This is a genomic window from Chitinophaga agrisoli (assembly GCF_008386695.1).
GTDB classification, from domain to species: domain Bacteria; phylum Bacteroidota; class Bacteroidia; order Chitinophagales; family Chitinophagaceae; genus Chitinophaga; species Chitinophaga agrisoli.
Genome location: NZ_VUOC01000004.1, coordinates 306,040 through 330,209 on the forward strand (window position 1 = coordinate 306,040; position 24,170 = coordinate 330,209).

The following is a 24,170-nucleotide window of genomic DNA, read 5'->3' on the forward strand; positions in this document are numbered from 1 at the left end:
CAAGCCTTAATCACTATACAATTCAGCCACCGGTAACATTGCGCCCGCGTTTGCGCTGCGCGTCTGCCTTGTCTTTGTTATCAAATTCATTTTCATCATAACCCTCCAGCGTATTATTCTTATCATCATTAAATTCCTTCTTGGGCGCTTTCTTATTTACAGGGGTGGCCGCTACCTTACGTTTTACGCTTTTGATAGCGCGTTTCTGATTGGTGCTCTTTTTCACTGTCATAACACAAAGTTTATACAATAGCAGGGCTGCAAAAATGCTGCCATCGGACGAATGATTCCGCCTGTAGCCCATTTCTGGACAACAGTGTTCAAAAGCGAACGGCCGGGGCAGTTTCCCCATCCTTCTAAATAGTTAAATACCATCCCCTTACGTATTTGGCACAGCAAATGATCCTTCCACTATACAATCACACCATATGCAACGCATTAAATACATACTATTCGTACTGCTGCTCCTTCGTTTGGCCCCTGCGCATGCCCAGGTTCCGCTGGACTCGCCCCTGTATAAAACCCTGAGAACACAGGACAGCCTGCTGTTTAACGCAGCATTTAATAAATGTGACACAGTAACGCTGGAAAAGCTGCTAAGCGACGATTTTGAATTCTATCACGATAAAGGTGGCATTACGTCCAGCAAAGCCGCTTTTATCAGCACCATAACAAACAATATCTGCAGTCAGCCTAACAGGCCCCGCCGGGAGCTGGTGGACGGCACGCTGCAGGTCTACCCGCTTATGCAGAACAATGTGCTTTATGGCGCTATACAAATGGGCGACCATCGTTTTTACGCACAGGAAAACGGCAACCCGGCGCACAGCCGGGCTAAATTCGTACATGTATGGATCCTGGAGCAGGGACAATGGAAGTTTAAAAGAGGGTTAAGCTTTGACCACCAGGATAAGGAATAACCCTATGAACAAAATCGTAGCGCAGGTGTTCATATCCGGACAGAAAGCGGATAGCCAAAATATATAGCAGCCTGATAACGATATATCTACTGCATTGGCAGCTTTATTGCGGCAACTATTACATGTTGCCTGCTAAACTGTTCAACCATGATCAAAAATTACTGCAGCATCGCCTGGCGCAGCCTCTTAAAACATAAATTCTATACCGCCGTCAATATTGGCGGTCTTTCACTGGGACTGGCCGTAGGCATACTTATTATCCTCTGGGTACAAAATGAGCTGAGTTATGACAGGTTCCACCGGGATACCCGGAACATTTACCGCGTGCTATCAAATATGGGCAGCGGGAGCGACAGGCAGATCTGGGCTAATTCCCACGCCCCTTTGGCAACCTACGCTAAAAAAGACATCCCGGAAGTAAAAAATGCAGTACGCATCCGGGGGAACTTTGACTTCACCCTATTTGAATACAAAGACAAACAGTTCACCGGAGAAAAGAAAGGTTATGTGGATCCTTCTTTCTTCACTGTTTTCGATTACAAACTATTAAAAGGCAGCCGGGAAACTCCCTTTGGCGGAGATCACTCCGTTATCCTCACTGCATCGGCAGCCAAACGTTATTTCAATAATGATGATCCTTTAGGCAAGATCCTTCAGGCCGATAACAAGGAGAATTTTGTGGTGACCGGCGTCCTGGCAGACTTTCCGGAAAATTCCAGCATTAGCTATGATATGCTTTTTCCCATGAGCCTGTATGCAGGCAAAGCCAGGAATATGGACGAAGACTGGGGCAGTTTTGACTATAATACATTCCTGCAACTAACCCCCGGAACATCTCCAGGCATCATCACCCCCAAACTGGCCCGGATGCTCCGTGATCATTATAAGGATATAGGTATTCAGGACCCTTACAGCCTGCAGCCACTGGCAGATATGCATCTTTACAAAACAGACGGCAGCGAAGGGCAAATGCAAACCGTCAGGATCTTCCTGATCGTAGGTATCCTGATCCTGGTTATCGCCTGCATTAACTATGTAAATCTGTCCACCGCCCGCGCCCTGGTCCGCGCAAAGGAAGTAAGCGTACGCAAGATGATCGGCGCCGGGAAATCCCAGCTCTTTACGCAGTTTATAGTAGAAACGGCCCTTGTATTTGTTATTGCCACCGTTATAGCGCTCTTATTGGTTTGGCTCCTGATCCCCCTTTTCAATGAAATAGCCGGCAAGAACATAAGACCCGCCTTACAAAGCGTACAGATCTATATCATAGTGGCCGGTACCCTGTTAGCTACCCTGACCTTATCAAGTATTTACCCCGCCTTATTATTATCCTCTTTTGAGCCGTTAAAGGCATTAAAAGGAAAACTCTCTGCCGGCTTAACTACGGTTTTCTTCCGGAAGGCGCTGGTAACTGCCCAGTTTGTAGTCTCTGCCGCATTGATCACCGGCGCCCTTATCTTCGACCGGCAGCTGGCTTATATGCATCAGAAAGAACTGGGATACGATAAAGAATACGTATTTACTTTCGGTATGCGTGACATGCAGCCGCATGCCGCCGCCATTAAAGCGGAGCTGCAGCAGCAACTTGGTATACGGGGCGTTAGTTTTGCCGGTGATAAGATCGTCAATATTGGCGTTACCACCGGTAAGACCGATTGGGATGGGAAAGGCCCTGACCGGCGCTTTTTAATTCATCCACTAGCCATAGATAAGGATTTTATGACCGTCTTTAAGCTGCAACTAACAGCCGGGAAAGGTTTTACTGGCGTGGCTTCCGATTCCGGCCACTACATATTAAATGAAACAGCCGTAAAGGAAACAGGCATTACTGACCCTATTGGCAAACGTTTTAAGCTGTGGGATAAGGAAGGTACCATCATCGGTGTGGTCAGGGATTTTCATTTCGCCTCCCTGAAGCAAAAGATCGAGCCCGCCGTTTTTCAATATCAACCGGAAAGCGCTGAGATCTACGTAAAAACCACCGGGAAAGACGCCCCTACGGCCATTGCAGCCGCAGCTAAGCTATGGGAACGGTACAACGGCGGCTTCCCGTTCCAATACAGTTTCCTGGATGAGACCTATGATGATCTTTATAGATCGGAGCAACGTACAGGACTGCTGTTTGATACATTTTCCATAGTGGCCATCCTGATCTCCTGTCTGGGTTTGTTTGGCCTGGCCGCCTACACGGCGCAGGTAAAGACCAAAGAGATAGGTGTCCGTAAAGTGATGGGCGCCAGTGTTGCCGCCATTATACGGCTGCTGGTCAGGGATTTTATACAACTGGTGATCCTGGCCATCCTGATTGCCGGCCCGCTTACCTGGTATGCCGCTCAACAATGGTTGCAGGGATATGCCTACAGGATACCATTGCAATGGTGGATGTTTGCCGTAGCCGGCCTGCTCTCTGTAACAGTTGCCCTGCTCACCGTGAGCGCCCAATCCATTAAGGCAGCGCTGATGAGCCCTGTAAAAAGCCTGGCATCAGAATAGCCGGCCATTAAGACAGCCACCTGGCTACCCCATATGCCGCCGCTGCCGCCACCGCGCCAATCAGCATCACCTTCAGGGCGCCGCTCAATAACGGCTGTCCGGTGGCCTTGCTCTTAAAATAGCCAAATACAAACAGGCAGATGAGCGTTACCAGGGCAGATATCTTAAACCCTTCCTGCGGATGGCTGGTCAGGAAATAGGGCGACAGCGGGATCAATCCCCCCACAATATAGGAGATCCCGATGGTCAGGGCGCTTTTCCGGGCACGGGCAGGGTCCGGCTGTTGCAGCCCCAGCTCATACTGCATCATAAACGATACCCATTTGTCCTTATCCATGGCCAGTTCATCGGCTATCCGGTGCTGGGTTTCCTCGGTGATCCCGTAATCCGCAAAAATGGCGCGGATCTCTTTCTTTTCCTGCTCCGCCATATGCTCCACCTCGTAATATTCCCGTTTCAGCTCCGAATGGTAGTGGTCCCACTCTGTTTTGCCCGCCAGGTAACCGCCCAGGCCCATGGCAATAGCCCCGGCAATGATCTCCGCAATACCCGCCGTAACTACTATACTGTTGTCGCTCACGGCATTACTGATGCCGGCTGCCAGGGCAAAAGGCACCGTCAGCCCGTCTGCCATGCCAATAACCACGTCCCGGATAAAATCAGAGCTTTCTAAATGCTGTTCTTCGTGCATATTGATCAGGATAAAATCGGCCTGAAATTATGTTAAAATTTATGTAATTTACTATTGCGGGACAACCCGGGTAGTGTTACATCCGTATATCCATTATAAACCAATTCCATATCCGTCATCACCCTTAAGAGCAATCTCAAAAAAGTAAGACTAATGTACTATCACGATCCCGTCGTCTCTATACTCGTCATTTACCTCGTGAGCAAAGCGGTAGTGTTATGCGTATTATTGATCTGTTACCTGTTTGCCCCGGAAAAAGAGCGTCCGGCGCCGGTGTCCCAGGAAAAGGCGGCCGCTACACGGTTAACACTTACCCTTACCAATCCGCGTGCGCAGCGTCCGGAGCCTTGCCGGCATAGGAAAACGGCTTTGCAGCAAACGGTGGAGGAGACGTTTTCGAGTAATTAGAGAACCTCATTTCCCCATTTCTAAATACCATTGAAAAAACCGGAAGGTCTCTGCCCTGGGATACAACGGTCCCTGAACAGCCCTGCTTTTCTCCAATTTACGCGCATTGGGAATGGCCTGCGTTGCCAGCAATTCCTTATAGGCCCCATAAAGCCGGGCGTTCCTTAAGAACCGCTCACTCTTTTCATAATTCGGGATCCGGCATTTTGCACGTAATTGTGTACACACTTCCTTGCAACTGGTAAATGAACGGCCTGTATGCATAAAGTGTAACAATAACCAGGTCTCAAAGCAGGGATTATTTTCAAGCACTATAACACCTGCAGCTTCCGCCGCGGCTTTATCCCTGGCATAACAGGCCTGCTGCCCATCCTGGATCACTTTGTCAAGATCAACCAAAGCGTAAACACGGTCATAGGTCTCCTGCAACGCTAACGCCCGGTCTAAAACGCCTTTGTAATGACCGATCTTCCGCGGATAATCCGGGAAAATAGAAAGATTGGCTGGCCGGTCTGTATCCCGGACATCTGAAAAATAAATACGCTCCGTTTGCCCGTCTCCTACTATCGCCACCGTATTCCGATGCTGTTGTGTTAGGGTAACTCTTGCCATAAATACTTATTCGTCTCTTAAATAAGGTGAACCAAGATTGGGCTTCGCGCCCAGTTTTCCGGACCGGTATGCATTAATGATACTGGCGTCTTTCCTCAACGTGGCGCTGTCAAAATCCGCCGCCGAATAAAGGGAGATAGCGCCGTTGTCTTTTTTTTCGCTAAACCACAACGCATCCCTGCGGATAAAATCCTGGTTTTCCAATAGTGATATGTTATGCGTGGTGACAAGCAACTGAGAACTTTTAGCGTTCAGCAGGAATACCTGCAAAAAGTGCTTCATAAGATCAGGATGAAGAGAGGTCTCAAGTTCATCAATACAAAGCAGCCGCGCACCATGGATCAACTCGTGCAAAGGCCCTCCAAGGCCAAAATAACGTTTGGTGCCACTGCTTTCAGCCAGTATGGACAGTGGATAGAATTGCTGGTCGCTCGTTTGGTGAATAAAATCTATCCTGCGTTGGCTGGGACCTCCATAAAATGGATAGGTACCTGCATTTGACTGAGTTACTTTAACGCGCCCCTCGTTTGAAAAACGGTTCCCAAAGTTTGGAAAAGCATCATCCAGCGGAACGCCTATTTGATCGTTGGAATCAGACACATTTACCGCTACGATCTGATAGTCCGCCTTATTTAGAAACGTATTGATCCACCGGGTGATCATCGGGTTTTGATCTATCAGGGTAGCAGTGGTCTCCGTGAGATCATGCGCAGAAGAGATCATACCCAGCAGAAACACATTAAACCACTTATCCAATTTCTCAAGCTCTGGTATATCCACATTGGTTTTGGCGTATGCGCCAATTACCGTGTTATTATGCAACGTATTACTTTCCAGTAAATCCCTTTCCCTTACCGGCACCTTGATCTTGCTGCCAAATTCGATACTCGCTAACCTTTTCCCCATATCAGTTGACCTGGAAAATATCTCAGTTGGTTTTGCTGACCAATAGGCAACAATTTTTTCACTGATCACCGCCTGCTTGGTAAAAGAGATTTCATAAATATACCTTGTGCCCTCTGCATAAAAAGACAATTCAAAACGCGAAGGTTGCTCATAGGGCGCCTCCTGAAATAAAAAGGGCTCAAAGTCAAGCGTCGCAGATTTACTAACGATTGGCTGTAATAACAATTTCCGTAAAAATTCGAATGCTTTCAGTACCGTTGTTTTACCGGAGGCATTGGCACCGTATATATAGGCAAGCTTGAGCAATTTCCTCCCATCCGGCATGGTCACCTCATATGCATCTTCATCCACCTGCTCCGCCACCTCGAAGTTTATTTCAACCTCATCCTTAACAGGACCAAAGTTTGTTATTTTTACGTAATGGATCATTATTTTGTCAATTTTCGCTAATATACCGCAAATATAACAAAAATAATTAGATCCTTCACAAATCACCCACAATTTCCCGCCGCAGAATCAGAACTATCAGCCTACCCAACACCCTCGTCACCAATTAGACGTGCTCCGGCATGCCTAATTATTAACAATGCGCAAAATACCCCTTCTGCTGCTGAAACAGCACATTGATCCTGCAATAATACTCCGGATAGTGCTGAAACAACAACTGCCCCATTAGCGTACACGCTTCTTTATTCCGCTTATGGCCGCCCAGCAGATGCAGGTACTTCTGCTTATACGGTACAGCGGAAAAATCCCAGAAATCTTTGGTATAACCGTTGTCTACGATCGGGTCTTTAAAATAACATGTTACCGGCTTGCCCTCCCTGGCCGTCAGGGAATAAAAAAGTATCTGCTCAAAAAGTATATTAAAGTCCAGGTTGGCTTTATGTTTCATTTCACCCTGGTAATTATTGTCCGCCAGCTCCATAGCCATTTTAGCATATTGTCTGAAAAACTCAATATCGCTGCCTCCCAGGATACCGGCATTATAAGAGGGAATAGAGTCTTTATCTATCTCTTCCTTCAGAAACTCCGGGATATAGGTAAGATCTGTGCGGATATAATCCATTTTATCCTTATAACAGGCAGTGCCTATCTCCAGGTTCTGCGCAATGAGCGGGGCGTTTTCCAGGTCAGGGCTGAAGCGCTCCCAGATAAAAACATCACCGTCTACATGAATAAAAGGTTTCTCCTGGGTAGCATAGGTGTTTATCTTGGATACCGCCCACATCTTTTCACTGTAGTCTCCGATATTATCATAATGGAGATGTACTTTCTTATAAGGCAGCCGCAGGTAATCGATCAGGACTTCGCTTGCCCGGCTGTCTGTGTACAGGTGTATATCATCATAATACTCCTGTAACCGGAGACAGCTGAGCGTCCAGCCCATTAAATGGTACATGGGCGATAGCCAGCCGAAATCATTTTTTAGCAGGCTTTTATTATTGGACCATAATGTTTGAACGATCTTCATAATTGTAGTGCTTTAAGGTCAGAATTTAATGCGGTCAAGTAACATGGAGAACAATGAGCGCTCCTGTATGTTGATGGCAACCACGCCCGGCATGCCGGGCTTTATTGCCTGGTCGCGATGCCCGGCTTTAATAAAAATAAGCGGTACCCCGTATTGGGCATAGGCAATACTGTCTATGGCGCCGGATAACGATAGTGGCGGTCCGCCATCCCGTAGCGGGTTGATGGTCAGTTGTGCCGGCAGCTGCGTTCTTACCTTGGTGGGCATGGCTATATTAAGGGTCAGTATCACCGTAACGCTATCCTCCTCTCCTGCTTTCATGGCAGCAACAAGTACGGGCAAATGCAGTTTTTCATGTATCCGGAACCGGTCCAGCACAACAAAAAGGATACATAATACCGCCAGGATCATTACAATACCCCAGGTGATCAGCATGTGCGGAGGATTATTCATTACCTCCTGCACATCATCACTCCGCAGCTCATACCTGTTAACAGCTTTGCCGTTTATTTTAGTTTCCAAGCTCCAATTGGTTTCTTACAAGTTCAAAATATTGCCGTTTTGTCTTTATCAGGTGCTCATGGCTGCCATTTTCCACTATACGGCCATTCTCCAAAACAATGATCTGATCCGCATTCTTTACCGTGCTAAGGCGGTGTGCGATGACCAACACCGTCTTTCCTTTAAAAAACGCCTGCAGGTTATCCATGATCACCCTTTCATTATTAGCGTCAAGACTGCTGGTGGCTTCATCAAAGAACAGGTAATCAGGATCTTTGTAAACAGCCCGCGCCAGCAGTATCCTTTGCCGCTGGCCGCCACTGAGGCCGGTGCCGGAGGCGCCTATCTTAGTGGTGTAACCCAGGGGCAGGCTTTCAATAAAGCCTTTCAGGTTGGCCGTCACCACCGCCCTTTCCATGCGCGCCGGGTCAATTTCTTTACCATCCACGGCAATATTGCGGGCAATGGTATCATAGAATATGTACCCATCCTGCATTACGGTACCGCAATGGCTTCGCCATACTTTAGGCGAGAGCTGCTGCAGGTCGTTATCGCCCACCAGTATGCTGCCCTTTACCGGTGCATAAAAGCCTAACAGCAATTTGAGCAGGGTGGTCTTGCCGCTGCCGCTGGTGCCTACGATGGCGGTGATCTTGCCCCTCGGGATGCTGAGTGAGATATCCTTCAGCACATAGGGCGAGTTAGGCCCTTCATACTGGAAAGAAACATCCGCAATCCGTATGGCGGCATGCTCTGGTACGGGGCGCTGTTCTCCCTTAACAGCGCCGGTATCTTCCTCATCCTTTTTACTCAGTATCTCCTGCAGGCGGTCAAGGCTTAAACGGGCGTCCTGGGCGGCTTTGATAAAAGCCACCGCCTGCTCAATAGGCCCGTTGGTCTGCCCTACGATATACGAAATACTGAGCAGCGCGCCCAACGTAATATGGCCGTTAATTACCTGGTTAGCCGCCAGGAAAGAGATAATGATATTCTTTAAGGAGTTGATAAAGATAAAACCGGTATGCTGGTACTGTTCCAGGGCCAGGCTGCGCATATTCAATTTGAAAGACTTCACCTGCAGCTGCTCCCATTCCCAGCGCTTGGGGGTCTCGCTGCCATAGAGCTTAATTTCCTGCATGCCGGTGATCACTTCGTATAGCTTATCCTGGTTCTCCTTATTCCGCACAAAACGTTTATAATCCAGCTGTCTTCTTTTTTTCTGGAAAAGCATCACCCAACCTAAGGCCAGTGTGCTAAAGGCGCCAAACACCACGAAGATCATCCAGTTAAAATAAGCCAGTATTACCGTGAACAGCACAATGTTGATCAGGGAAAAAACAGAAGTAAGCACCACCCCGGTCAGGAAATTCTCTACCCGGTGATGGTCGTTGATCCGCTGCGACAGATCGCCAACAGCTTTGGTGTCAAAGAACCGGATGGGCAGCTTTAACAGCTTAATCAGGAAATCCGAGATGATATTAAGGCTGATACGGGCATTGATATGCACCAGCAGCCAGCTCCTGATAATATCGATAGCGGTGCTGCCGGCAAACAGGAACAATTGTGAGAGCAATACCAGGTAAACGATGGAGAGGTTTTTATTACTAACCCCCTCATCTATCAGCAGCTGCGTAAGAAAGGGAAAGGCGATGGCGATCGCGCTGGCCGCCGCCATGCCCACTACCAGTTGCGAGATATACTTTTTAAAGGGCGCCAGGTAACGCACCAGGAAACCATAACCACGGTGTTTATCCTTTACCGCCTGCCGGGAATAGAAATTGGGCGTGGGCTCCAGGACCAGCACCGTTCCCTTGCCTTCAAAATTGGATACCCAGGCCTTCAGGAAAGTGTCCTTATCCACTTTAACGATGCCATGCGCGGGATCTGCCACAACAAAGTACAGCTTACCCGAAAGCAAATGTTTACGCACGTTGTACAACACCACAAAGTGGTTCTGATTCCAATGTATGATACATGGCACAGGACAATCCTTCATCAGCATATCCACGGTAATATGCGCCATCATGGTCCGGAAACCCATCTGCTCCGCGGCGTCATTGATGCTTAGCAGGCTTACCCCTTCTTTGCTCAGGAAACAGGCTTCCCGCAGGTATTCAAGGGAATAATGCTTCCCGTAATACCCGGCAATCATCTTCAGGCAGGAAGGACCGCAATCGATCGTATCAAATTGACGCTGAAAAATAAATTTTCTCACGATAATAGATTCCTGTGTTAAGACTTAAGCTTCCAGCAATGACTCCAAAAACCGGTCGATCACTACCTGCTTCTTTTTGTTTTCGTCAAAATCGTGTACGCAGTAGTCAATGCCCTCATGCTCAATGGCCTGCTGGGAGCAACCGCCGTTACAGATAGGCATAATGGGGCACTCCAGGCAAGGCCGGTTCTTGAACTTGCTGTTCAGCCGTTTTTCGTATTTCGGGTTCCATTGGATCTGGCCATCACCGCCTAGCAGCCCTTCGCTGTTTTTAGTGGTGAAGTCCCGGGCGGTGCATTTGAACACTTCGCCGTTATAGTTGATGGTGGCGTGGTTGCGGTGATCCCCATAGCAGGAGTTCAGTACCGTATCATAAGCCGCCGTGGATACCACAAAGCCTTTCTCCCGGTAAAGCCAGCGCGCGTCACTCAGCGCCTCGTTATCTATTACATCATGTTCCTGCCAAACCTTATGGATATCAAACGAGATAAAATTGCGCTCAAACTCAGTGAGGTCTGCGAAATCATTGACAATATCTTCCAGGCCGGCTATCGTTTCCGGTGAACAGTTGATCCGTACCAGCACCCGCAACTGGTTTTTTATCAGCAGTTTAATATTGGACACAATGGCGTCGTAAGAGCCTTTTTCTTTAGAAACAAAGCGCACCTTATCATGGCGTTCCCGGTGCCCGTCAAGCGTGATCTGGAAAAACGAAAGATTAAATCTTTTGGCGTGATCAATAACCTCCTGGTTTATCAGCAGGGCATTGGTTGTCATGGCAGAGGAAAAGGTGATCCCCTTCCCGCGGCATATCTCATAAGCCTGTTCCAACAGGGGCATGATCACTTTTTTGTGATACAGCAGCGGCTCCCCGCCAAACCACGACATAGAGAAATCCCTGATGGAGGGCCGTTCCTCCAATATCGCGTTCACAAACCGGATCACATTTTCCCGTGTATGCCCGTCCATCCGCGAATCCTTTATATGGGTCTCATAACAATACCAGCACTTGAAATTGCAGTTCATCGTGGGATTGATATGAAGCTCAAAGCGCGACTCGTCATTATCTATCATGTTTACCAGCTTCTTTACCTGCTCCAGCTCATCCATATCCGGCTCAACTAAAAATCCTTTTTCTACAAGAAAATTGTAAAACTCCGGGTGTACTTCGCTCAGCTCCAAAAAGTCAGCGCGCCTGGCGGAGGCCTCATACATTTCATGCAGCATGGGATCCAGCGCTATATATTCCCTTCTGTAGCTGTTAAATCCAATTTTCTGGCCTTCGTAATCAAAGAATATATTATATCGGCTTGTTTTCATAAACTAAAGTTTAAGCAGTGATCATTTAACAATTATGCAGGGGATGCATTTGTGTCCTTTAAGGGAAGGGGGCTTCCGTTGTCTTTGGGTCAACAGCTTCCACCCCCTTCCGGATGTAAAGCTTTATACTGGCTGTCAGGAGCACGAGAAATTCGTGCAAGCCTCTATGGGGCTATTGGATCCTGAGCAGGTACCATTGGTACAACCGCCGGAATTGCTGCCGCTGCAGGTACCGGTATTGATACAGTTGTTATTATTGGTGCCAAAACGGGATAACGTAAAGCCGCCCCTGATGGATCCAAAACCGCCGGAAATGGTGCCATCCTTGTTTTCCTTTAGCTTTTCAAGGAAAGATAAAATGTCCTTTTTCATATTTTACCATTTAATCCTGGTTAACAATGCTTAGGCAAAACAGCTGGAGAGGTTCGTACAGCTCGTATTATTGGTAGAACCGGAGCAAGTGCCGGAATTTACGCAGCCGGTTTCGTTAGTACCGCTGCAGGTCCCGTTCTCGCAGGTGAAGTTCTTACCAAGATCCAGTACGGACATATTACCTCCCCGGATAGCGCCAAACCCTCCGGAAATAGTGCCATCCTGGTTCTCTTTCATCTTGTTGAGGAAAGACTGAATGTTCCTTTTTGTCATGATCTGTGTGATTTGAGTGTGAGGATCGGGTTTTACCTAGCTGCAAACACCCTGGTTGCTGCAGTGGAGACTATTAGAGCCGGAGCAGCTAACAGTGTTGGTGCAAACAGGCGAATTGCTGCCGCTGCAGGACGTGCCGCTGTTGGTACATCCGCTGGTGTTGGTGGAGAATAGCACTGAGCTGGCCCCGCCGCGCAGCGCGCCAAATCCACCGGACATAGTGCCATCCTGGTGCTCCTGCAACTTGTTAATAAAAGACTGGATGTTCTTCCTTATCATAATTGTTAGTCTTTAGGTGAATGTTTGCTCAGGCAAAGCAGGTGCCTGTGTTATTACACTGGGTGCCGGAATTGGTCGTACCGCTGCACGTGCCGCAATTTGTGCAGCCGCCGGTATTTGTTCCGCTGCAGGTCTTGGAGTTATCGCAGGCCTCGTTTACGGTAAACGGGTTAAGGCTAAAGCCGCCCCTGATAGCGCCAAAGCCGCCGGATATAGTGCCATCCGGATTTTCCTTCAACTTCTTCATGAAGGAATTGACATTGTTTTTCATGGTGTTTTCCTTTAATGATCAGATTGAATTCTCTGGCCGTAAAACAGGAAATTTTACAGAATGCGGGCGCCATTCATACGGTAACAAGAGTGATCAGCGGGTTATCAGATAGTATGAATCAAACGCTGCGATCTAACGTGGGTTACGGGTTAATTAAATTGTCTGTACTGCTGTAATAAGGGTCTGCTCAGGAGCAGTTACCGGTGTTGCTGCACTTGATCACCTTGTTGGTCGATCCGGAACAGTCGCCCGAGTTAACGCAACCGTTGCTGTTGGTGCCACAACATTCCGCATTATCCGTTGGCGAAGCAAATGGATTAAACCCTCCCCGGATAGACCCAAAACCACCGGAAATAGTACCATCTTTGTTGGCCGTCAGCCTGCTCATTAGAGATTCGATGTTCTTTCTCATGATGCTTTATTTTAGTTAAACAATAAAAAGACCATGTTAACTGCCCGCCCTTCCCTTATTTGTTTCTGCGGAGTGGGCCTGCCCCTTCTTTAACCTGTTGTTCCCGAAATTGTACCGCAGGGAAAGCGTAACCCGTCTGCTATCATTGTTGGACATATCCGTGGTAAGGATACCGTTTACCAGGTATTGAGAGCTTACATTCCTTGTTTTGAACAGATCGGATAACTTAATGGCCACCTGCAGTTTGCTCTTCAACAACAGGTACCGGGCGGACACATCGAAATAATAATACCGGGCATTGTTGTAAATACCACTTACATCCGGGAACTGGTAGGAGAAATAAACGCCGCCGGCAAAGGTTTTTGCACTGTTAAAGAAAAAGCTGTTATCACTGCTGAACGCGGCCCCCCAGCCGGAAATTTCCGGCGCCGTATAACCCAGCGAAGAAACAGACCTGTTATAGTAAAGATCAAATTCATTAATGCTCTGGAACCATTTTATCTTATCAATGGTATAATTCACGCTTAACAACGCAGACCTGGTTGACAGAAAATTAAAGAATTTCAGTACCGTTGTGCGGGTATTGTCCTGCACCAGGGAAATAACGCCTGTCTGGTCATTACTATAACTGTACTGCAGCGATATATTCAGATTGTCGTTGTATGTTTCTGACAACGAGAAATTATTTGAAATGGAAGGTTGCAGCAGGGGATTGCCCTCTCCATACTGGTACTGGGAGTAGTACTGGCGATATGGATTAAAGCTATTAAAGCCCGGCCGGTTAATACGCCTGCCATAGTTTAACGTTAGGGTATGCTTGCTGTTCAGCTTATATAAAAGGTAGATGGTGGGAAACAGGTTGAAATAAGCGTTTGTATGAATGCTGTCCGGTATGGTGTAAGAATGCCCTTTGGTTTGGGTATATTCCCCCCGCAGGCCGGACTGGAATGACCAGTGGCTGCCAAGATCCGTTTTATAGTTAACGAATAAAGCCTGCGTGTTTTCGTTGAACGTAAACAGGTTCTTGTTGTTGATATGGGCAGCGCCGTCGCCGCTGACGTCCAGTAATACATCGTTCGTGTTTTTGATGAAATTGACACGGCCGCCAAAGGAGAGCTCATCTTGCCGCCCCGGCAGGTACACAACCCCGTTTAAAGAATACAGGTCCGTAGACTGCGCATTACTGGAAATGGTGCTGGAAAAGCGCCCCGGCAACGGGTTGCCGTCTGCTCCATACAATATATTATCGATCATATTGGGGCGGTCAAAACTGGTCGCGGCCCAATCTGCATCCACCACCAACCGTTTACGGTTAAGGGTGTCAAAGGCTTTTGCATAGTGGATGTTGGAAGAGATCGAGCGGTATGCAACCTTCTCCCTGTTATGCTGTTCCGAAATAGAGTCCGGTAGCTTATCCTTATTGTCAATGAACAATGCCCTCACAGTATTGGTCTGGTAAGGATAAGAGTAGAAAAAATTCACTGAAGCCCCCAGGGAGCTGGTGGTAGACAGATCCGCATCAAATCCGGCCTCGCCGTTTACGAACTGGGAAAGCTCTTTGGTCTCCGTACTTTCCTGCTGGGTCTGGCTTTCATAGAACACCGTCCTGTTATAAGTAGGGATATGCGCGCCTTTAGCGGAGTTTATGCTGCCAAAGTAACGCATCTTCCCGCTGTTGTAATTGAGGTTAACTCCGCCAGATGCACCGCCTGATTTACTTTTTGACAGATTTAGATTAGCGGTGCCGCTATAGCCCGGGTCTTTCTTCTTCTTAAGGACAATATTAACAATGCCGCTGCTGCCCTGTGCGCTATACATGGCGGGTGGGTTTGTCATTACCTCAATACGTTCAACAGATTCCGCCGGGATGGACTTCAGATAAGCAGCGCGCGCTTCAGGCCCCAATTGCAGGGGTCTGTCATTTATCATAATGGTAACGCCCTCCTTTCCTATGATGGAAATACTGTTCCCGTCCACTTTCACCTGTGGCGTATGTGACAGCACCTCTAAAGCATCTGAGCCAATCACATTTATATTATTGCTGACATTAAATATCAGCCTGTCGATCTTCCGTTCCAGCACCGGCTTCCGGGCGTTTACGTTTACGGCATTCAGCTGCCGCGAAGAGCGGGACAGGGAAAGGTTAACAATAGTATCTTTCCCCAGGTTAAGCGGTAATATACGTTCCGTAAAATTGATAAAAGATAGCACAAGCTTATAGCGGCCGGGTTGCAAGCCGGTAAATGTATAACCGCCCGCGCTATCGCTGGATACTACCTTTTCCTGCATAGCGGCAGATTGCAGCCTTACTGTCACAAGCTCCAGCGCGCTATTTGTACTACTATCAATAATTTTACCTGAAACTGCGATCTGGCCGCTCGATACGTTGGCGATAAAAAGCATAGCGATCCCTGCCAGACCAGGTATAACTTTAGTCAGCGTGAGTTTCATAGCCTATTTTCTATGGGTCTTTACCGGTGCTAGTTGATCCGATGTATTAAATACTGCTCGTTTATTTCTATAACATGGTTATGATTTACGGGTTTCCTGATTGGGTCCGGATGGTTATTATTAATTCATTGACTTGTAGTACTAATGACAGCATTAATGTAGGGCAAATAAATTCCCGGTGCAAGTTTTTTTTATGACTGGTAGCAAAAAAAATGCAGATCGGTTATAGGACCGGTATCACTTGGCGGTACCACTGCCGGCCACCGGCGTAATACCGGCTACAACATACCCCAGGATCTTATGGCTTTTGGAAAAAACGACCCTCAGATCAACAACGTTCTTTTCAAAGGTGCATTTTTCATAGACCGCATTATATCCTAATTCTTCTTTTTGAGAGGTAAAATGTGCAGCAATAAATTTGCCATGCCTTGCCACCAGCTGTTCCTCCCAGGCTTTTTTGAGCTGTGCCGCACTCACCGTTTTTGTCGCGAGCGTGTCGAGCAGCGCATGCGCTTTTTCGAATTGGCCGGTTTGCTGTAACATTAAGAAGGTCTTTGCGGTAGTGGTATCATTTGATGATTGCGCATGAACGGCGCTAACGCATAATAACAAACATAAACTGAGCAGGATATTTAGCTTTTTCATAGTGCTGTTAATTAGGTCAACAATGTTTCGATGCCTAAGGTAATAAACATGCCGGTAGGATGTTAGCTGATTGTTACCAGCGGTAGTCCGGGATACTCCAGTACTAAAATAAAAAAGAGGATGTATCTGATCAGGTACATCCCCTTTTGTTTCAAACCAGGTCCCTTATGCCTCCGTCCATGGATCACATCCCCGCACCGTTGGGCATACCACATCCGTACAGGTGATCACGCTACACGTACCACAAGACACCTGGCAGGTACTGGCGTCGCTGGCAAATGGCGTGTTGCCGCCTGATCTTACATGATACAGTTTCGCGATCTTAATGGGATTTAACTGCAGCTTTTTAGCTTCGAGCTTTTTCATCAGTGATAGTATTTAAAAAATGATCCACCCTTATCTTTAGCCAGGGCACTGCCGTAGGGCGGTTGTTCAGCATTTATAGCTTGCGGGGTTGTCCAATTCTACAGTACAATGGAATTTAATAAAAATTATCTTACCATCATCTTTTGATACCCGTGGTCTTACCTGTTTTTTTATGAATAGCGCAGTGCCGTCATATAAAGTACGCATGGCAACGAACAGGCTATCTGATAGAAATATGATGATAACGCCAAAAGCATGGATTTTCGACCAGAAAAAACTTAACTTCACATTTTCAATTAAACATTCATGAACTACGAAGAACTGGTAAATAATAACGCCGGGAAAATGATCGGAGAACTGCTGACAGCGCTACGCGCCAAAGCGAATATTGATATCCGTTTCGATTACTCAGACACAGAACAATGGTCGGTGGTAAGTATGCATACGGATGAAGATAATGAGATCTCCCTGCGCGTACATGCCGATAAATCTACCCTGTATTTTGGTTATTATGATGAGGACGATGATTTCCTGGAGATCATTAAGGTCTTAACGCCGGAAGAAGTAAACCTGGTTCCAAAAGGACTAAAGAAAGCTATGGATAAAGTACTTGCAGATGAGGAAGGCATGCGTTTTCCCGCTAGTCTGATGTCGAAATAAAGCGAATGATATAAATACAAATGGACGACTTTCATCGTCCATTTGTATTTTATACCAGCTGATGTTTCCAACTATCTAACCGTGATCAGCGCCCCTTCTCCCCTTTCCTCCAACCACCCGATCGCCTGTACCGGCTGCCCTTCTTCCTTCATCCGCGCTTCAAAAGCATCCGCCGCAGCTGCCGCAACAGCCACCAGCAAACCGCCACTCGTTTGCGGATCTGCCAGTATGTATTGCTGCTGATCGGTCACCGGTCCGATCTTACTGCCATAACTATTCCAGTTGCGGGTAGTACCGCCAGGGAAACACCCCTTATTTAGGTAGTAAGGCAGGGAAGCGATCACCGGTACCTTCTCAAACTCCAGCACGGCCGCCACATTACTTCCTTCGCACATTTCAGACAAATGCCCCAGCAGGCCAAAACCCGTTACATCTGTCATCGCCTGCACGCCCGGCATCGATCCGAATAATTTACCTAGTCTATTCAAAGTCGTCATACTCTTTAAAGCAATAGCCGCGTCCTCCTCCAGTAACAAACCCCGCTTCTGCGCGGTAGACAAAATACCTACGCCCAATGCCTTGGTTAAATACAGCTTACAACCTGGTACAGCCGTTGAGTTCTGTTTTAGATCAGGGATGTTCACCAGCCCATTTACCGCCAGTCCAAATACAGGCTCCGGACAATCAATGCTGTGGCCTCCGGCTAAGGTAATACCTGCCTCCGCACAAATAGCCCGCGAGCCTTCCAGCACTTGCTGTGCTACCTCAGGCGGCAGTTTGTCTACCGGCCAGCCAAGTATGGCAATGGCAAGCACCGGCGTACCTCCCATGGCATACACATCGCTGATGGCATTGGCAGCGGCAATGCGCCCAAAATCATAAGCATCGTCCACGATCGGCATAAAAAAATCAGTAGTGGAGATCAGGGCCGTGCCATTTCCCAGGTCCAGCACAGCGGCATCATCGCGTTTATCATTACCCACCAGCAGCCTGCCATCAGGCGGCAAAACGGTAGCGCTATGCAGTATCTTGTCAAGTATGGCAGGGCTTATCTTACAACCGCAGCCGGCGCCGTGGGAATATTGCGTCAGTTTAAATGTAGCTTCCATCAGGATCATGCTTTTTCAGTAGCAGGGAAATTAGTAATAAAGGAGATCAGTTTTTGCGCGCCGGCCGTAGTATCAAGGCCGGTCATCGTTACCGGAAATATATGATCCGGCGCCCGCTTGCCCAGACCTGTCCGGTAAGTTTTATCGTAATAGACCAGGACTATCCTGATAAAGTCTTCCATACGGTCTTCCCGGATGGCGGCAATGGCATTTTTGGTTTGTTCGGGGCCCAGGCGTTTGTGGATCCGTTCCGTACACGCCACCAGGAAGTCTTTGTCCAATATACCGTATTCCTGTACCAACGATGCTACCCGCTGTTCCAACGGTACTTTAAGGTCAAACAGTACCGCTTGCCGCATTCGGTTCCAGAGCGCGTGGGGGATCAAACATCTGCCAATATTGAGGCTTTCATCCTCTATCCATATCGGGCGGCGGGTATCCATATCTTTTATACGGTCCGCCAGGTTATTTTCAAATTGCTCCTGCGTTGGCTGCACCAGCTTATTCATGCTACCATAGGATGAGCCCTGGTGTTGCGCCAGCTCCTCCAGGTCGATCACCTGCTGGCCCAGGGGCATCATCTGCTGTAAGATCCTGGTTTTACCGGAGCCTGTCATGCCACCTAGTATCCATAGTTGATGATCCGTTGCAAATTGCTGATGCACCCAACGGCGGTAATGTTTATAGCCACCCTGTATAAGGTATACGGTAAACCCGTACAGATCAAGCGCCCAGGCCACAGCGCCGCTGCGCATACCGCCCCGCCAGCAATGAACGGCTACTTTTTTGTCCGGCGCTATTTCCAAAGCCTTCCTGATGATATCAGACCATTTAGGCCCCGTTAGATCAAAACCTAACAAAATGGCCGCTTCCCTGCCGGTCTGCTTATACGTGGTACCTACCTGCACCCGTTCTTCATTACTGAATAACGGTATATTAAAAGCGCCGGGTACATGGCCTTTTTCAAATTCAGCAGGCGTACGCACATCGATCAGGGGAACCGCTGTCTGCCGTTTTATGAGATCGTCTATGGTCGTATTTCGTATCATTAGGTCCCTAAGATACGGAATACCAGTGCACTAATTCAGGATTCCCGTATGCTGGCCTCTTCCATATCCAGTTCGCGTTCCTTTGCGCGGATCAGCTCCACCGTAAATTCCTGCCGCCGGTGCATATGTTTGAGTTCTGCCCGCCGTACGGCAATGATCTCCAATAACATCTCCTGGTGGGTTTTCATTAATGCCGGCGTAGCGTCTGCGCTCATCAGGCCATTACCGGCCGCTTCGGCTATCCGTTCAAACCGTTCCCTGGTGCGGCGGAACACCGGGTTCTCCATCACTTCCTGCTGGCAATGCGTATCAAGATGAGCGATTACGGCCTCCGCCAGGCGGTGCGTGATCTCCTGCTCCTGTTCCGGGCCTTCTTCCTCCACTTCCAGCTTCATGAACCGTAAGATAACGGGCAGGCTAAGCCCCTGCAGGATCAGCGTAACAAGTATCACCACAAAGGTGATGAACAATACCAGGCTACGCTGCGGGAACGCGCTGCCATCCACCAGGGTTAACGGCACTGCCAGCGCGGACGCCAGCGATACCACGCCGCGCATACCGCTCCACCCTACGATAAATACGGATTTCCAATCCGGACGGCCAATAGTTTTGCTGCGCAGAATAGGCAGATAAGCAGCCATAAACACCCAAAGGATACGGATCACAATGGTCAACAGGCTAATGGCCACGGCAAAAAAGATACAATCCTTCAGGGAGTATTCGCCAATGCCCTGGATAATATCCGGCAGCTGCAGCCCTATCAGGATAAACACAATGCCGTTCAGCAGGTAAGCCAGCACATTCCACACGGTGTTCGCCTGCAGGCGCGAATTATAGGAAAAGATATCGGAAGAGCGGAACGAGAGGAAAAGACCACCGCTCACCACCGCCAGCACACCGGAACAATGAAAATGTTCCGCCGTCAGGTACATCAGGTAAGGCGAGATTAGCGTCAGCGCCGTATCGATACTGGGCGTAGTAGGTAAAAACCGGTGGATGGCATACACAATATGCGCAATGGCCAGTCCTATCAGCACCCCAAATATCACCACGGTAAAGAAACTGCCAACCGCCTCGGAGAATACAAACTGCCCGGTAAAAATAGCCGCCAGTGCAAACCGGAACACGATCAGGCTCGATGCGTCATTCACCAGGCTCTCCCCTTCCAGTATGGATACCACCTGCTTCGGCACTTTTAAGCTTTGAAAAACAGAAGCCGCAGCCACCGCATCAGGCGGAGAAATAATACCCCCCAGTAAAAAACCAAGTGCCAGCGAAAAATCAGGGATCAGCCAGTGGGAAAAGAATGCCACCGCCGTAGCAGTAAGGATCACCAGACCAAAGGACAGCAGCCCTATGGGCCGCCGCAACCGCCAGAAATCGCCCCAGGAGGTATTCCAGGCAGATGCGTATAGCAATGGCGGCAGAAAAATGATAAAAATGATATCCGGGTCCATTTTTATCACCGGCGCCTTGGGTATAAAGCTGATAAGCAAACCTGCCAACACCAGCAATATCGGGTAAGAGATCTTAAGCCGTTGACTCAGCAGCGCCAGCATAGACGTTACAAACAGCAGCGATAAAATGATCAGCAGGTTCGCTTCCAGCATGTTATTAATATTTTAAGGATCAAATTTTTACAGTACTGTGTTTCGCCACAAAATGGGCCATATCACGCAGCGCCTGTTGGGATGCTTTTGTATCAATTTCATTAAAAGGCCATACATGCAGCTCGCCTTCAAACAGCTCAAGCGTGGCGTCTACACCGCATTCCTGCAGCCGCTTATGCAAGTGCACGGAATCATCCTCCAGTATCTCATACGTACCGCACATCACAAGCACCGGCGGGCATCCGGTAAAATCCGCATTAACCGGAGAAAGTAATGGGGTGGTCAGCTCCCGGCCGGCTGCATACATCCCGGCGGCCTCCATTAAATAAGCACGCCCTAAAAGGGTATCCACTGTCTTGTTCCGCTCGTAACTGGCATTCTTGCATTCCAGGTCCACCCAGGGAGAGATGACAATACTGTACAACGGCAAAGGCCCATTCAGTGCCTTTAAACTCAGCAACGTTGCCATGGTAACATTACCGCCCGCGCTATCGCCCATCAGGCCAAAATTAACCTGGGGATACTGTTCACGGATGGCTGTAATAACAGCCACGCAATCCTCCACCCCTGCCGGGAATGGATGTTCCGGTGCAAGCCGGTAATCTATCGCCAGTATTTTCCGGTTGGCCGCGGCCGCAATATGGCTCACCATGGGAGCATGCGAATTAATGGAGCCAAAGATAAAAGCGCCACCGTGTATATAGATCACGATATCATCTTCGCCCGCATCCGCAGGGGTAAACCAGGCGCAGGGAACGCCTGCTACAGTAATGTCTTTACGGGTAACATTCCCCGCCGGGGCATATGCGTTACCAAAGTTCTCAAAGCCTTTCCGGCCGTCTTTCAGGTTTATCATGGTTGTCAGAATTCCTCACAAAACTCCATGATAGCCAGCTTAAAAAACTTAATGTTTCTTAATTTTTCTTAAACTTGGGTAGGGTACCTTTTCACTGTCGTAACTATAATCTGATCATGACTTTTGATAATATCTTAAAGAACATAAGGCGTTACACTACGCTGTCACCGCAGGAAGAAGCGGCTTTTTGCGCACTGCTGACCATTAAAAAGATCAAAAGAAAGGAGTTCCTGGTACGGGAAGGCGATATATGCATGTACGAGTATTATGTAAATAAAGGCTGTCTCCGCAACTATTTTATCGATAAAAAAGGGCTGGAGCATAATCTTTATTTCGCCATAGAAGACTGGTGGATCTCAGACCTTTACAGCCGCACCCGCATGGCCCCTACCTTCTGCAATATCGTTGCGCTCGAAGATTGTGAGCTGGTAGAGATCAACCACCATGCATTGGAAAAGTTTATGGAAGAAGCGCCCGCATTGGAACGCTTTTTCCGCCTCTCTTATGAGCACGCGCTCGTAAACCAGCATCTCCGGAACCTGGAAATGCTGCATATGAGCGGGGAAGAGCGCTACATCAGCTTTATGGAGAAATATCCAAAAATGGCCAACCGCATACCGCAAAAACACATCGCCACCTTCCTGGGGTTAACGCCGCAATTCTTTAACCTCATCCATGCAAAAGTGACCCGCGGCCGTTAATTATTCCCATGCCCGCCATTTCTTAAGATTTCTTAATCGCCGGCAATCTGCATCGCGATAGTTTTACTGCCAGAAAAAACAACGATCATGTCTGATTTAAAACTATCCAGCATCGTAAAATTGGCCCAGACAGGCAATGCCTCCTTCTCCGCCTTTCGCGCAAACAGGAATAACTACGCCGGCCTGTTCACACCACTTATGGGGTTTGACAATTTCCGTTTAAGCAGCGATGTTTTTGGTCCGCATGAGCATAGGCACATGTCCGCATTAAGTTATCTTTTTGATGATTCTGCGGCATACCATAACAAGGATTCCATGGGCTCAGACCTTACCATTACGCCCGGCAGCCTGTTGTGGACATGGGCTGGCAGTGGCGTTACCCACCACGAGTTCCCGGAAAAGGATAACACCAGCATCCATGGCCTGCAGCTTTTCCTGGAAATACCCGCCGCTACCAGGAACATGCCGCCTAAAAGCGTGCTGATCCCGGTAGAAAAAATGCCGGTAAAAGAAACAGAAGGCGTACATATCAAAGTAGTGTCAGGCGCAACAAACGATTTGGTAAACCCGGTAAAAACACCGGAGGATATCACCTTTCTGGATCTGTTGATCGCGCGTGGCAAAACATTCCAGCACCAGCTGCCCGCCGGTTGGAACGGCACTATTTATCTATTGTCAGGGAAATTGGCGGTAGATACCCCGGCCGGGAATATAGTGATGGACGCCAATGATACCATTGCCGTAGGCGCCGCCACGGAAAACGCAAAACTGAGCTTCCGTGCAGAAGCAGATTGTCAGTTGTTATTTATAAGTGGTCAGCCAGACCACATAAAAAATTAAGGTACCATAATTTTTTCCGCCCCCGGGAGTCGCGATATTTGTCTTATCTAGTTAGATATCATATGGACTTTCAGGGCATTCTGTCAACTATACGCCGTCATGTTAAGCTTACGGAGGAAGAAGAGCACAAGCTTTGCGATCTATTGAGCATAAAGCAGCTAAAGCGCAAAGAGTTTCTGGTACGTGGTGGAGAGGACGCGCGTCACGAGTATTACGTGAACAAAGGCTGTTTACGCACCTACTATCTCGATAAAAAAGGGATGGAGCATAATATCTACTTCGCGGTAGAAGGCTACTGGGTCTCAGATATCTACAGCCGAACCTTTAATACCGCCGCCCTCTGTAATATTGTGGCGGTAGAGGATTGCGAATTGGTGCACATCTCCAACCTGGCATTGGAATCCTTTCTAAAGGAAATACCCGCGCTGGAGCGCTTCTTCAGGATCTCTTACCAGAACTCCCTGGCCACCCACCATATAAAAACTATACAGCTGCTGTCTATGACCGGCTGCGAACGATACAATTATTTCCGCGCAAAATACCCGGAGTTTGACAAGCGGATCCCACAAAAACATATCGCCAGCTACCTGGGTTTTACCCCGGAATTCTTTAATACCATCCGCTCAAAAGCCATCCGCAGTGATAATAACGGGATGGTTGCCGGCCGTTTCTGATCAACGTGACAGGAAGGGCAAACAGCAAGGAATTAAAATCGTATATTGATGGATATACCGGT

At 48.2% G+C, this 24,170-nt stretch carries 27 protein-coding genes; 7 read left to right on the forward strand and 20 right to left on the reverse strand.

Going from position 1 to position 24,170, the window contains the following annotated elements:
* Window positions 1–22: 22 nt before the first annotated feature.
* Entirely contained in the window at window positions 23–232 is a 210-nt protein-coding gene (locus tag F0L74_RS20520) for a hypothetical protein (protein ID WP_149839790.1), read from the reverse strand.
* A gap of 196 nt (window positions 233–428) precedes the next feature.
* Here F0L74_RS20520 and F0L74_RS20525 point away from each other — a divergent pair, with 196 nt between their 5' ends.
* Together F0L74_RS20525 and F0L74_RS20530 are read left to right on the forward strand one after the other, a co-directional pair.
* Window positions 429–920 (forward strand): nuclear transport factor 2 family protein, encoded by a 492-nt coding sequence (locus tag F0L74_RS20525; protein WP_149839791.1) that lies wholly within the window; start codon window positions 429–431, stop codon window positions 918–920.
* Between the two features lie 147 nt (window positions 921–1,067).
* Window positions 1,068–3,413: an ABC transporter permease gene (locus F0L74_RS20530; protein WP_149839792.1), complete on the forward strand. Its 2,346-nt coding sequence runs from the start codon at window positions 1,068–1,070 to the stop codon at window positions 3,411–3,413.
* Between the two features lie 7 nt (window positions 3,414–3,420).
* Here F0L74_RS20530 and F0L74_RS20535 read toward each other — a convergent pair whose 3' ends face one another.
* On the reverse strand, window positions 3,421–4,104 hold the full coding sequence (locus F0L74_RS20535) for a VIT1/CCC1 transporter family protein (protein ID WP_149839793.1): 684 nt from the start codon (window positions 4,102–4,104) through the stop codon (window positions 3,421–3,423).
* A gap of 153 nt (window positions 4,105–4,257) precedes the next feature.
* Between F0L74_RS20535 and F0L74_RS20540 the strand changes: the two genes are divergently transcribed.
* Window positions 4,258–4,512 carry a hypothetical protein gene (locus F0L74_RS20540; RefSeq protein ID WP_149839794.1) on the forward strand — a complete coding sequence of 85 codons (255 nt, stop codon included), beginning with the start codon at window positions 4,258–4,260 and terminating at the stop codon, window positions 4,510–4,512.
* 6 nt (window positions 4,513–4,518) lie between these two features.
* Here F0L74_RS20540 and F0L74_RS20545 read toward each other — a convergent pair whose 3' ends face one another.
* The 14 genes from F0L74_RS20545 to F0L74_RS20610 all read right to left on the reverse strand — a co-directional run bounded on the left by F0L74_RS20545 (window position 4,519) and on the right by F0L74_RS20610 (window position 16,609).
* Window positions 4,519–5,124, reverse strand: coding sequence for an RloB family protein (locus F0L74_RS20545; protein WP_149839795.1), 606 nt, complete (start codon window positions 5,122–5,124; stop codon window positions 4,519–4,521).
* 6 nt (window positions 5,125–5,130) lie between these two features.
* On the reverse strand, window positions 5,131–6,459 hold the full coding sequence (locus tag F0L74_RS20550; protein WP_149839796.1) for an AAA family ATPase: 1,329 nt from the start codon (window positions 6,457–6,459) through the stop codon (window positions 5,131–5,133).
* A 151-nt stretch (window positions 6,460–6,610) separates the two neighbouring features.
* Window positions 6,611–7,504, reverse strand: a complete 894-nt coding sequence (locus tag F0L74_RS20555; RefSeq protein WP_149839797.1) for a DUF6734 family protein — start codon at window positions 7,502–7,504, stop codon at window positions 6,611–6,613.
* Between the two features lie 18 nt (window positions 7,505–7,522).
* Entirely contained in the window at window positions 7,523–8,026 is a 504-nt protein-coding gene (locus F0L74_RS20560) for a hypothetical protein (RefSeq protein ID WP_149839798.1), read from the reverse strand.
* Window positions 8,016–10,220 (reverse strand): peptidase domain-containing ABC transporter, encoded by a 2,205-nt coding sequence (locus F0L74_RS20565; RefSeq protein ID WP_246197776.1) that lies wholly within the window; start codon window positions 10,218–10,220, stop codon window positions 8,016–8,018. Before F0L74_RS20565 ends, F0L74_RS20560 begins: the two co-directional genes overlap by 11 nt.
* A 24-nt stretch (window positions 10,221–10,244) precedes the next feature.
* Window positions 10,245–11,540 (reverse strand): radical SAM/SPASM domain-containing protein, encoded by a 1,296-nt coding sequence (locus F0L74_RS20570; protein WP_149839800.1) that lies wholly within the window; start codon window positions 11,538–11,540, stop codon window positions 10,245–10,247.
* A gap of 135 nt (window positions 11,541–11,675) precedes the next feature.
* On the reverse strand, window positions 11,676–11,912 hold the full coding sequence (locus F0L74_RS20575) for a hypothetical protein (RefSeq protein WP_149839801.1): 237 nt from the start codon (window positions 11,910–11,912) through the stop codon (window positions 11,676–11,678).
* A gap of 30 nt (window positions 11,913–11,942) precedes the next feature.
* Window positions 11,943–12,185 carry a hypothetical protein gene (locus F0L74_RS20580; protein WP_149839802.1) on the reverse strand — a complete coding sequence of 81 codons (243 nt, stop codon included), beginning with the start codon at window positions 12,183–12,185 and terminating at the stop codon, window positions 11,943–11,945.
* A 36-nt stretch (window positions 12,186–12,221) separates the two neighbouring features.
* The gene (locus F0L74_RS20585) at window positions 12,222–12,464 is read right to left on the reverse strand and encodes a hypothetical protein (protein WP_149839803.1); all 243 of its coding nucleotides are present in this window, start codon (window positions 12,462–12,464) and stop codon (window positions 12,222–12,224) included.
* 28 nt (window positions 12,465–12,492) lie between these two features.
* Window positions 12,493–12,735, reverse strand: a complete 243-nt coding sequence (locus tag F0L74_RS20590) for a hypothetical protein (protein ID WP_149839804.1) — start codon at window positions 12,733–12,735, stop codon at window positions 12,493–12,495.
* 187 nt (window positions 12,736–12,922) lie between these two features.
* Window positions 12,923–13,147, reverse strand: coding sequence for a hypothetical protein (locus F0L74_RS20595; RefSeq protein ID WP_149839805.1), 225 nt, complete (start codon window positions 13,145–13,147; stop codon window positions 12,923–12,925).
* Between the two features lie 36 nt (window positions 13,148–13,183).
* Complete coding sequence (locus tag F0L74_RS20600; RefSeq protein ID WP_149839806.1) at window positions 13,184–15,598, reverse strand: outer membrane beta-barrel family protein; 2,415 nt, start codon at window positions 15,596–15,598, stop codon at window positions 13,184–13,186.
* A 237-nt stretch (window positions 15,599–15,835) separates the two neighbouring features.
* Window positions 15,836–16,243 (reverse strand): DUF3887 domain-containing protein, encoded by a 408-nt coding sequence (locus F0L74_RS20605; RefSeq protein WP_149839807.1) that lies wholly within the window; start codon window positions 16,241–16,243, stop codon window positions 15,836–15,838.
* A 165-nt stretch (window positions 16,244–16,408) separates the two neighbouring features.
* Window positions 16,409–16,609 (reverse strand): hypothetical protein, encoded by a 201-nt coding sequence (locus F0L74_RS20610; protein ID WP_149839808.1) that lies wholly within the window; start codon window positions 16,607–16,609, stop codon window positions 16,409–16,411.
* A gap of 306 nt (window positions 16,610–16,915) precedes the next feature.
* Between F0L74_RS20610 and F0L74_RS20615 the strand changes: the two genes are divergently transcribed.
* A complete protein-coding gene (locus F0L74_RS20615) occupies window positions 16,916–17,269 on the forward strand; it encodes a hypothetical protein (RefSeq protein ID WP_149839809.1) in 354 nt (117 codons plus the stop codon).
* 71 nt (window positions 17,270–17,340) lie between these two features.
* Here F0L74_RS20615 and selD read toward each other — a convergent pair whose 3' ends face one another.
* Genes selD through F0L74_RS20635 form a run of 4 tightly spaced genes read right to left on the reverse strand, consistent with a single transcriptional unit; the run spans window position 17,341 to window position 21,893 of the window.
* A complete protein-coding gene (selD, locus tag F0L74_RS20620; protein ID WP_149839810.1) occupies window positions 17,341–18,378 on the reverse strand; it encodes a selenide, water dikinase SelD in 1,038 nt (345 codons plus the stop codon).
* 5 nt (window positions 18,379–18,383) lie between these two features.
* The gene (gene mnmH / locus F0L74_RS20625; RefSeq protein ID WP_149839811.1) at window positions 18,384–19,427 is read right to left on the reverse strand and encodes a tRNA 2-selenouridine(34) synthase MnmH; all 1,044 of its coding nucleotides are present in this window, start codon (window positions 19,425–19,427) and stop codon (window positions 18,384–18,386) included.
* 35 nt (window positions 19,428–19,462) lie between these two features.
* A complete protein-coding gene (locus F0L74_RS20630) occupies window positions 19,463–21,037 on the reverse strand; it encodes a Na+/H+ antiporter (RefSeq protein WP_149839812.1) in 1,575 nt (524 codons plus the stop codon).
* A 19-nt stretch (window positions 21,038–21,056) separates the two neighbouring features.
* Window positions 21,057–21,893: an alpha/beta hydrolase gene (locus F0L74_RS20635; RefSeq protein ID WP_149839813.1), complete on the reverse strand. Its 837-nt coding sequence runs from the start codon at window positions 21,891–21,893 to the stop codon at window positions 21,057–21,059.
* Window positions 21,894–22,009: 116 nt separating this feature from the next.
* Between F0L74_RS20635 and F0L74_RS20640 the strand changes: the two genes are divergently transcribed.
* The 3 genes from F0L74_RS20640 to F0L74_RS20650 all read left to right on the forward strand — a co-directional run bounded on the left by F0L74_RS20640 (window position 22,010) and on the right by F0L74_RS20650 (window position 24,108).
* Window positions 22,010–22,594, forward strand: a complete 585-nt coding sequence (locus tag F0L74_RS20640; RefSeq protein WP_149839814.1) for a Crp/Fnr family transcriptional regulator — start codon at window positions 22,010–22,012, stop codon at window positions 22,592–22,594.
* Window positions 22,595–22,681: 87 nt separating this feature from the next.
* A complete protein-coding gene (locus F0L74_RS20645; protein WP_149839815.1) occupies window positions 22,682–23,434 on the forward strand; it encodes a pirin family protein in 753 nt (250 codons plus the stop codon).
* Window positions 23,435–23,496: 62 nt separating this feature from the next.
* Window positions 23,497–24,108: a Crp/Fnr family transcriptional regulator gene (locus F0L74_RS20650; protein WP_149839816.1), complete on the forward strand. Its 612-nt coding sequence runs from the start codon at window positions 23,497–23,499 to the stop codon at window positions 24,106–24,108.
* Window positions 24,109–24,170 lie beyond the last annotated feature (62 nt).

Excerpts from the sequence above, each read along its gene's own strand:
- F0L74_RS20585 (WP_149839803.1), bottom strand. The coding sequence starts at position 12,464 with ATGATAAGGAAGAACATCCAGTCTTTTATTAACAAGTTGCAGGAGCAC.
- F0L74_RS20535 (WP_149839793.1), bottom strand. The coding sequence starts at position 4,104 with ATGCACGAAGAACAGCATTTAGAAAGCTCTGATTTTATCCGGGACGTG.
- F0L74_RS20650 (WP_149839816.1), top strand. The coding sequence starts at position 23,497 with ATGGACTTTCAGGGCATTCTGTCAACTATACGCCGTCATGTTAAGCTT.
- F0L74_RS20595 (WP_149839805.1), bottom strand. The coding sequence starts at position 13,147 with ATGAGAAAGAACATCGAATCTCTAATGAGCAGGCTGACGGCCAACAAA.
- F0L74_RS20550 (WP_149839796.1), bottom strand. The coding sequence starts at position 6,459 with ATGATCCATTACGTAAAAATAACAAACTTTGGTCCTGTTAAGGATGAG.
- F0L74_RS20605 (WP_149839807.1), bottom strand. The coding sequence starts at position 16,243 with ATGAAAAAGCTAAATATCCTGCTCAGTTTATGTTTGTTATTATGCGTT.
- F0L74_RS20600 (WP_149839806.1), bottom strand. The coding sequence starts at position 15,598 with ATGAAACTCACGCTGACTAAAGTTATACCTGGTCTGGCAGGGATCGCT.
- F0L74_RS20635 (WP_149839813.1), bottom strand. The coding sequence starts at position 21,893 with ATGATAAACCTGAAAGACGGCCGGAAAGGCTTTGAGAACTTTGGTAAC.
- selD (WP_149839810.1), bottom strand. The coding sequence starts at position 18,378 with ATGGAAGCTACATTTAAACTGACGCAATATTCCCACGGCGCCGGCTGC.
- F0L74_RS20630 (WP_149839812.1), bottom strand. The coding sequence starts at position 21,037 with ATGCTGGAAGCGAACCTGCTGATCATTTTATCGCTGCTGTTTGTAACG.
- F0L74_RS20590 (WP_149839804.1), bottom strand. The coding sequence starts at position 12,735 with ATGAAAAACAATGTCAATTCCTTCATGAAGAAGTTGAAGGAAAATCCG.
- F0L74_RS20610 (WP_149839808.1), bottom strand. The coding sequence starts at position 16,609 with ATGAAAAAGCTCGAAGCTAAAAAGCTGCAGTTAAATCCCATTAAGATC.
- F0L74_RS20645 (WP_149839815.1), top strand. The coding sequence starts at position 22,682 with ATGTCTGATTTAAAACTATCCAGCATCGTAAAATTGGCCCAGACAGGC.
- F0L74_RS20615 (WP_149839809.1), top strand. The coding sequence starts at position 16,916 with ATGAACTACGAAGAACTGGTAAATAATAACGCCGGGAAAATGATCGGA.
- F0L74_RS20545 (WP_149839795.1), bottom strand. The coding sequence starts at position 5,124 with ATGGCAAGAGTTACCCTAACACAACAGCATCGGAATACGGTGGCGATA.
- F0L74_RS20540 (WP_149839794.1), top strand. The coding sequence starts at position 4,258 with ATGTACTATCACGATCCCGTCGTCTCTATACTCGTCATTTACCTCGTG.
- F0L74_RS20520 (WP_149839790.1), bottom strand. The coding sequence starts at position 232 with ATGACAGTGAAAAAGAGCACCAATCAGAAACGCGCTATCAAAAGCGTA.
- F0L74_RS20570 (WP_149839800.1), bottom strand. The coding sequence starts at position 11,540 with ATGAAAACAAGCCGATATAATATATTCTTTGATTACGAAGGCCAGAAA.
- F0L74_RS20555 (WP_149839797.1), bottom strand. The coding sequence starts at position 7,504 with ATGAAGATCGTTCAAACATTATGGTCCAATAATAAAAGCCTGCTAAAA.
- mnmH (WP_149839811.1), bottom strand. The coding sequence starts at position 19,427 with ATGATACGAAATACGACCATAGACGATCTCATAAAACGGCAGACAGCG.
- F0L74_RS20525 (WP_149839791.1), top strand. The coding sequence starts at position 429 with ATGCAACGCATTAAATACATACTATTCGTACTGCTGCTCCTTCGTTTG.
- F0L74_RS20575 (WP_149839801.1), bottom strand. The coding sequence starts at position 11,912 with ATGAAAAAGGACATTTTATCTTTCCTTGAAAAGCTAAAGGAAAACAAG.
- F0L74_RS20530 (WP_149839792.1), top strand. The coding sequence starts at position 1,068 with ATGATCAAAAATTACTGCAGCATCGCCTGGCGCAGCCTCTTAAAACAT.
- F0L74_RS20640 (WP_149839814.1), top strand. The coding sequence starts at position 22,010 with ATGACTTTTGATAATATCTTAAAGAACATAAGGCGTTACACTACGCTG.
- F0L74_RS20580 (WP_149839802.1), bottom strand. The coding sequence starts at position 12,185 with ATGACAAAAAGGAACATTCAGTCTTTCCTCAACAAGATGAAAGAGAAC.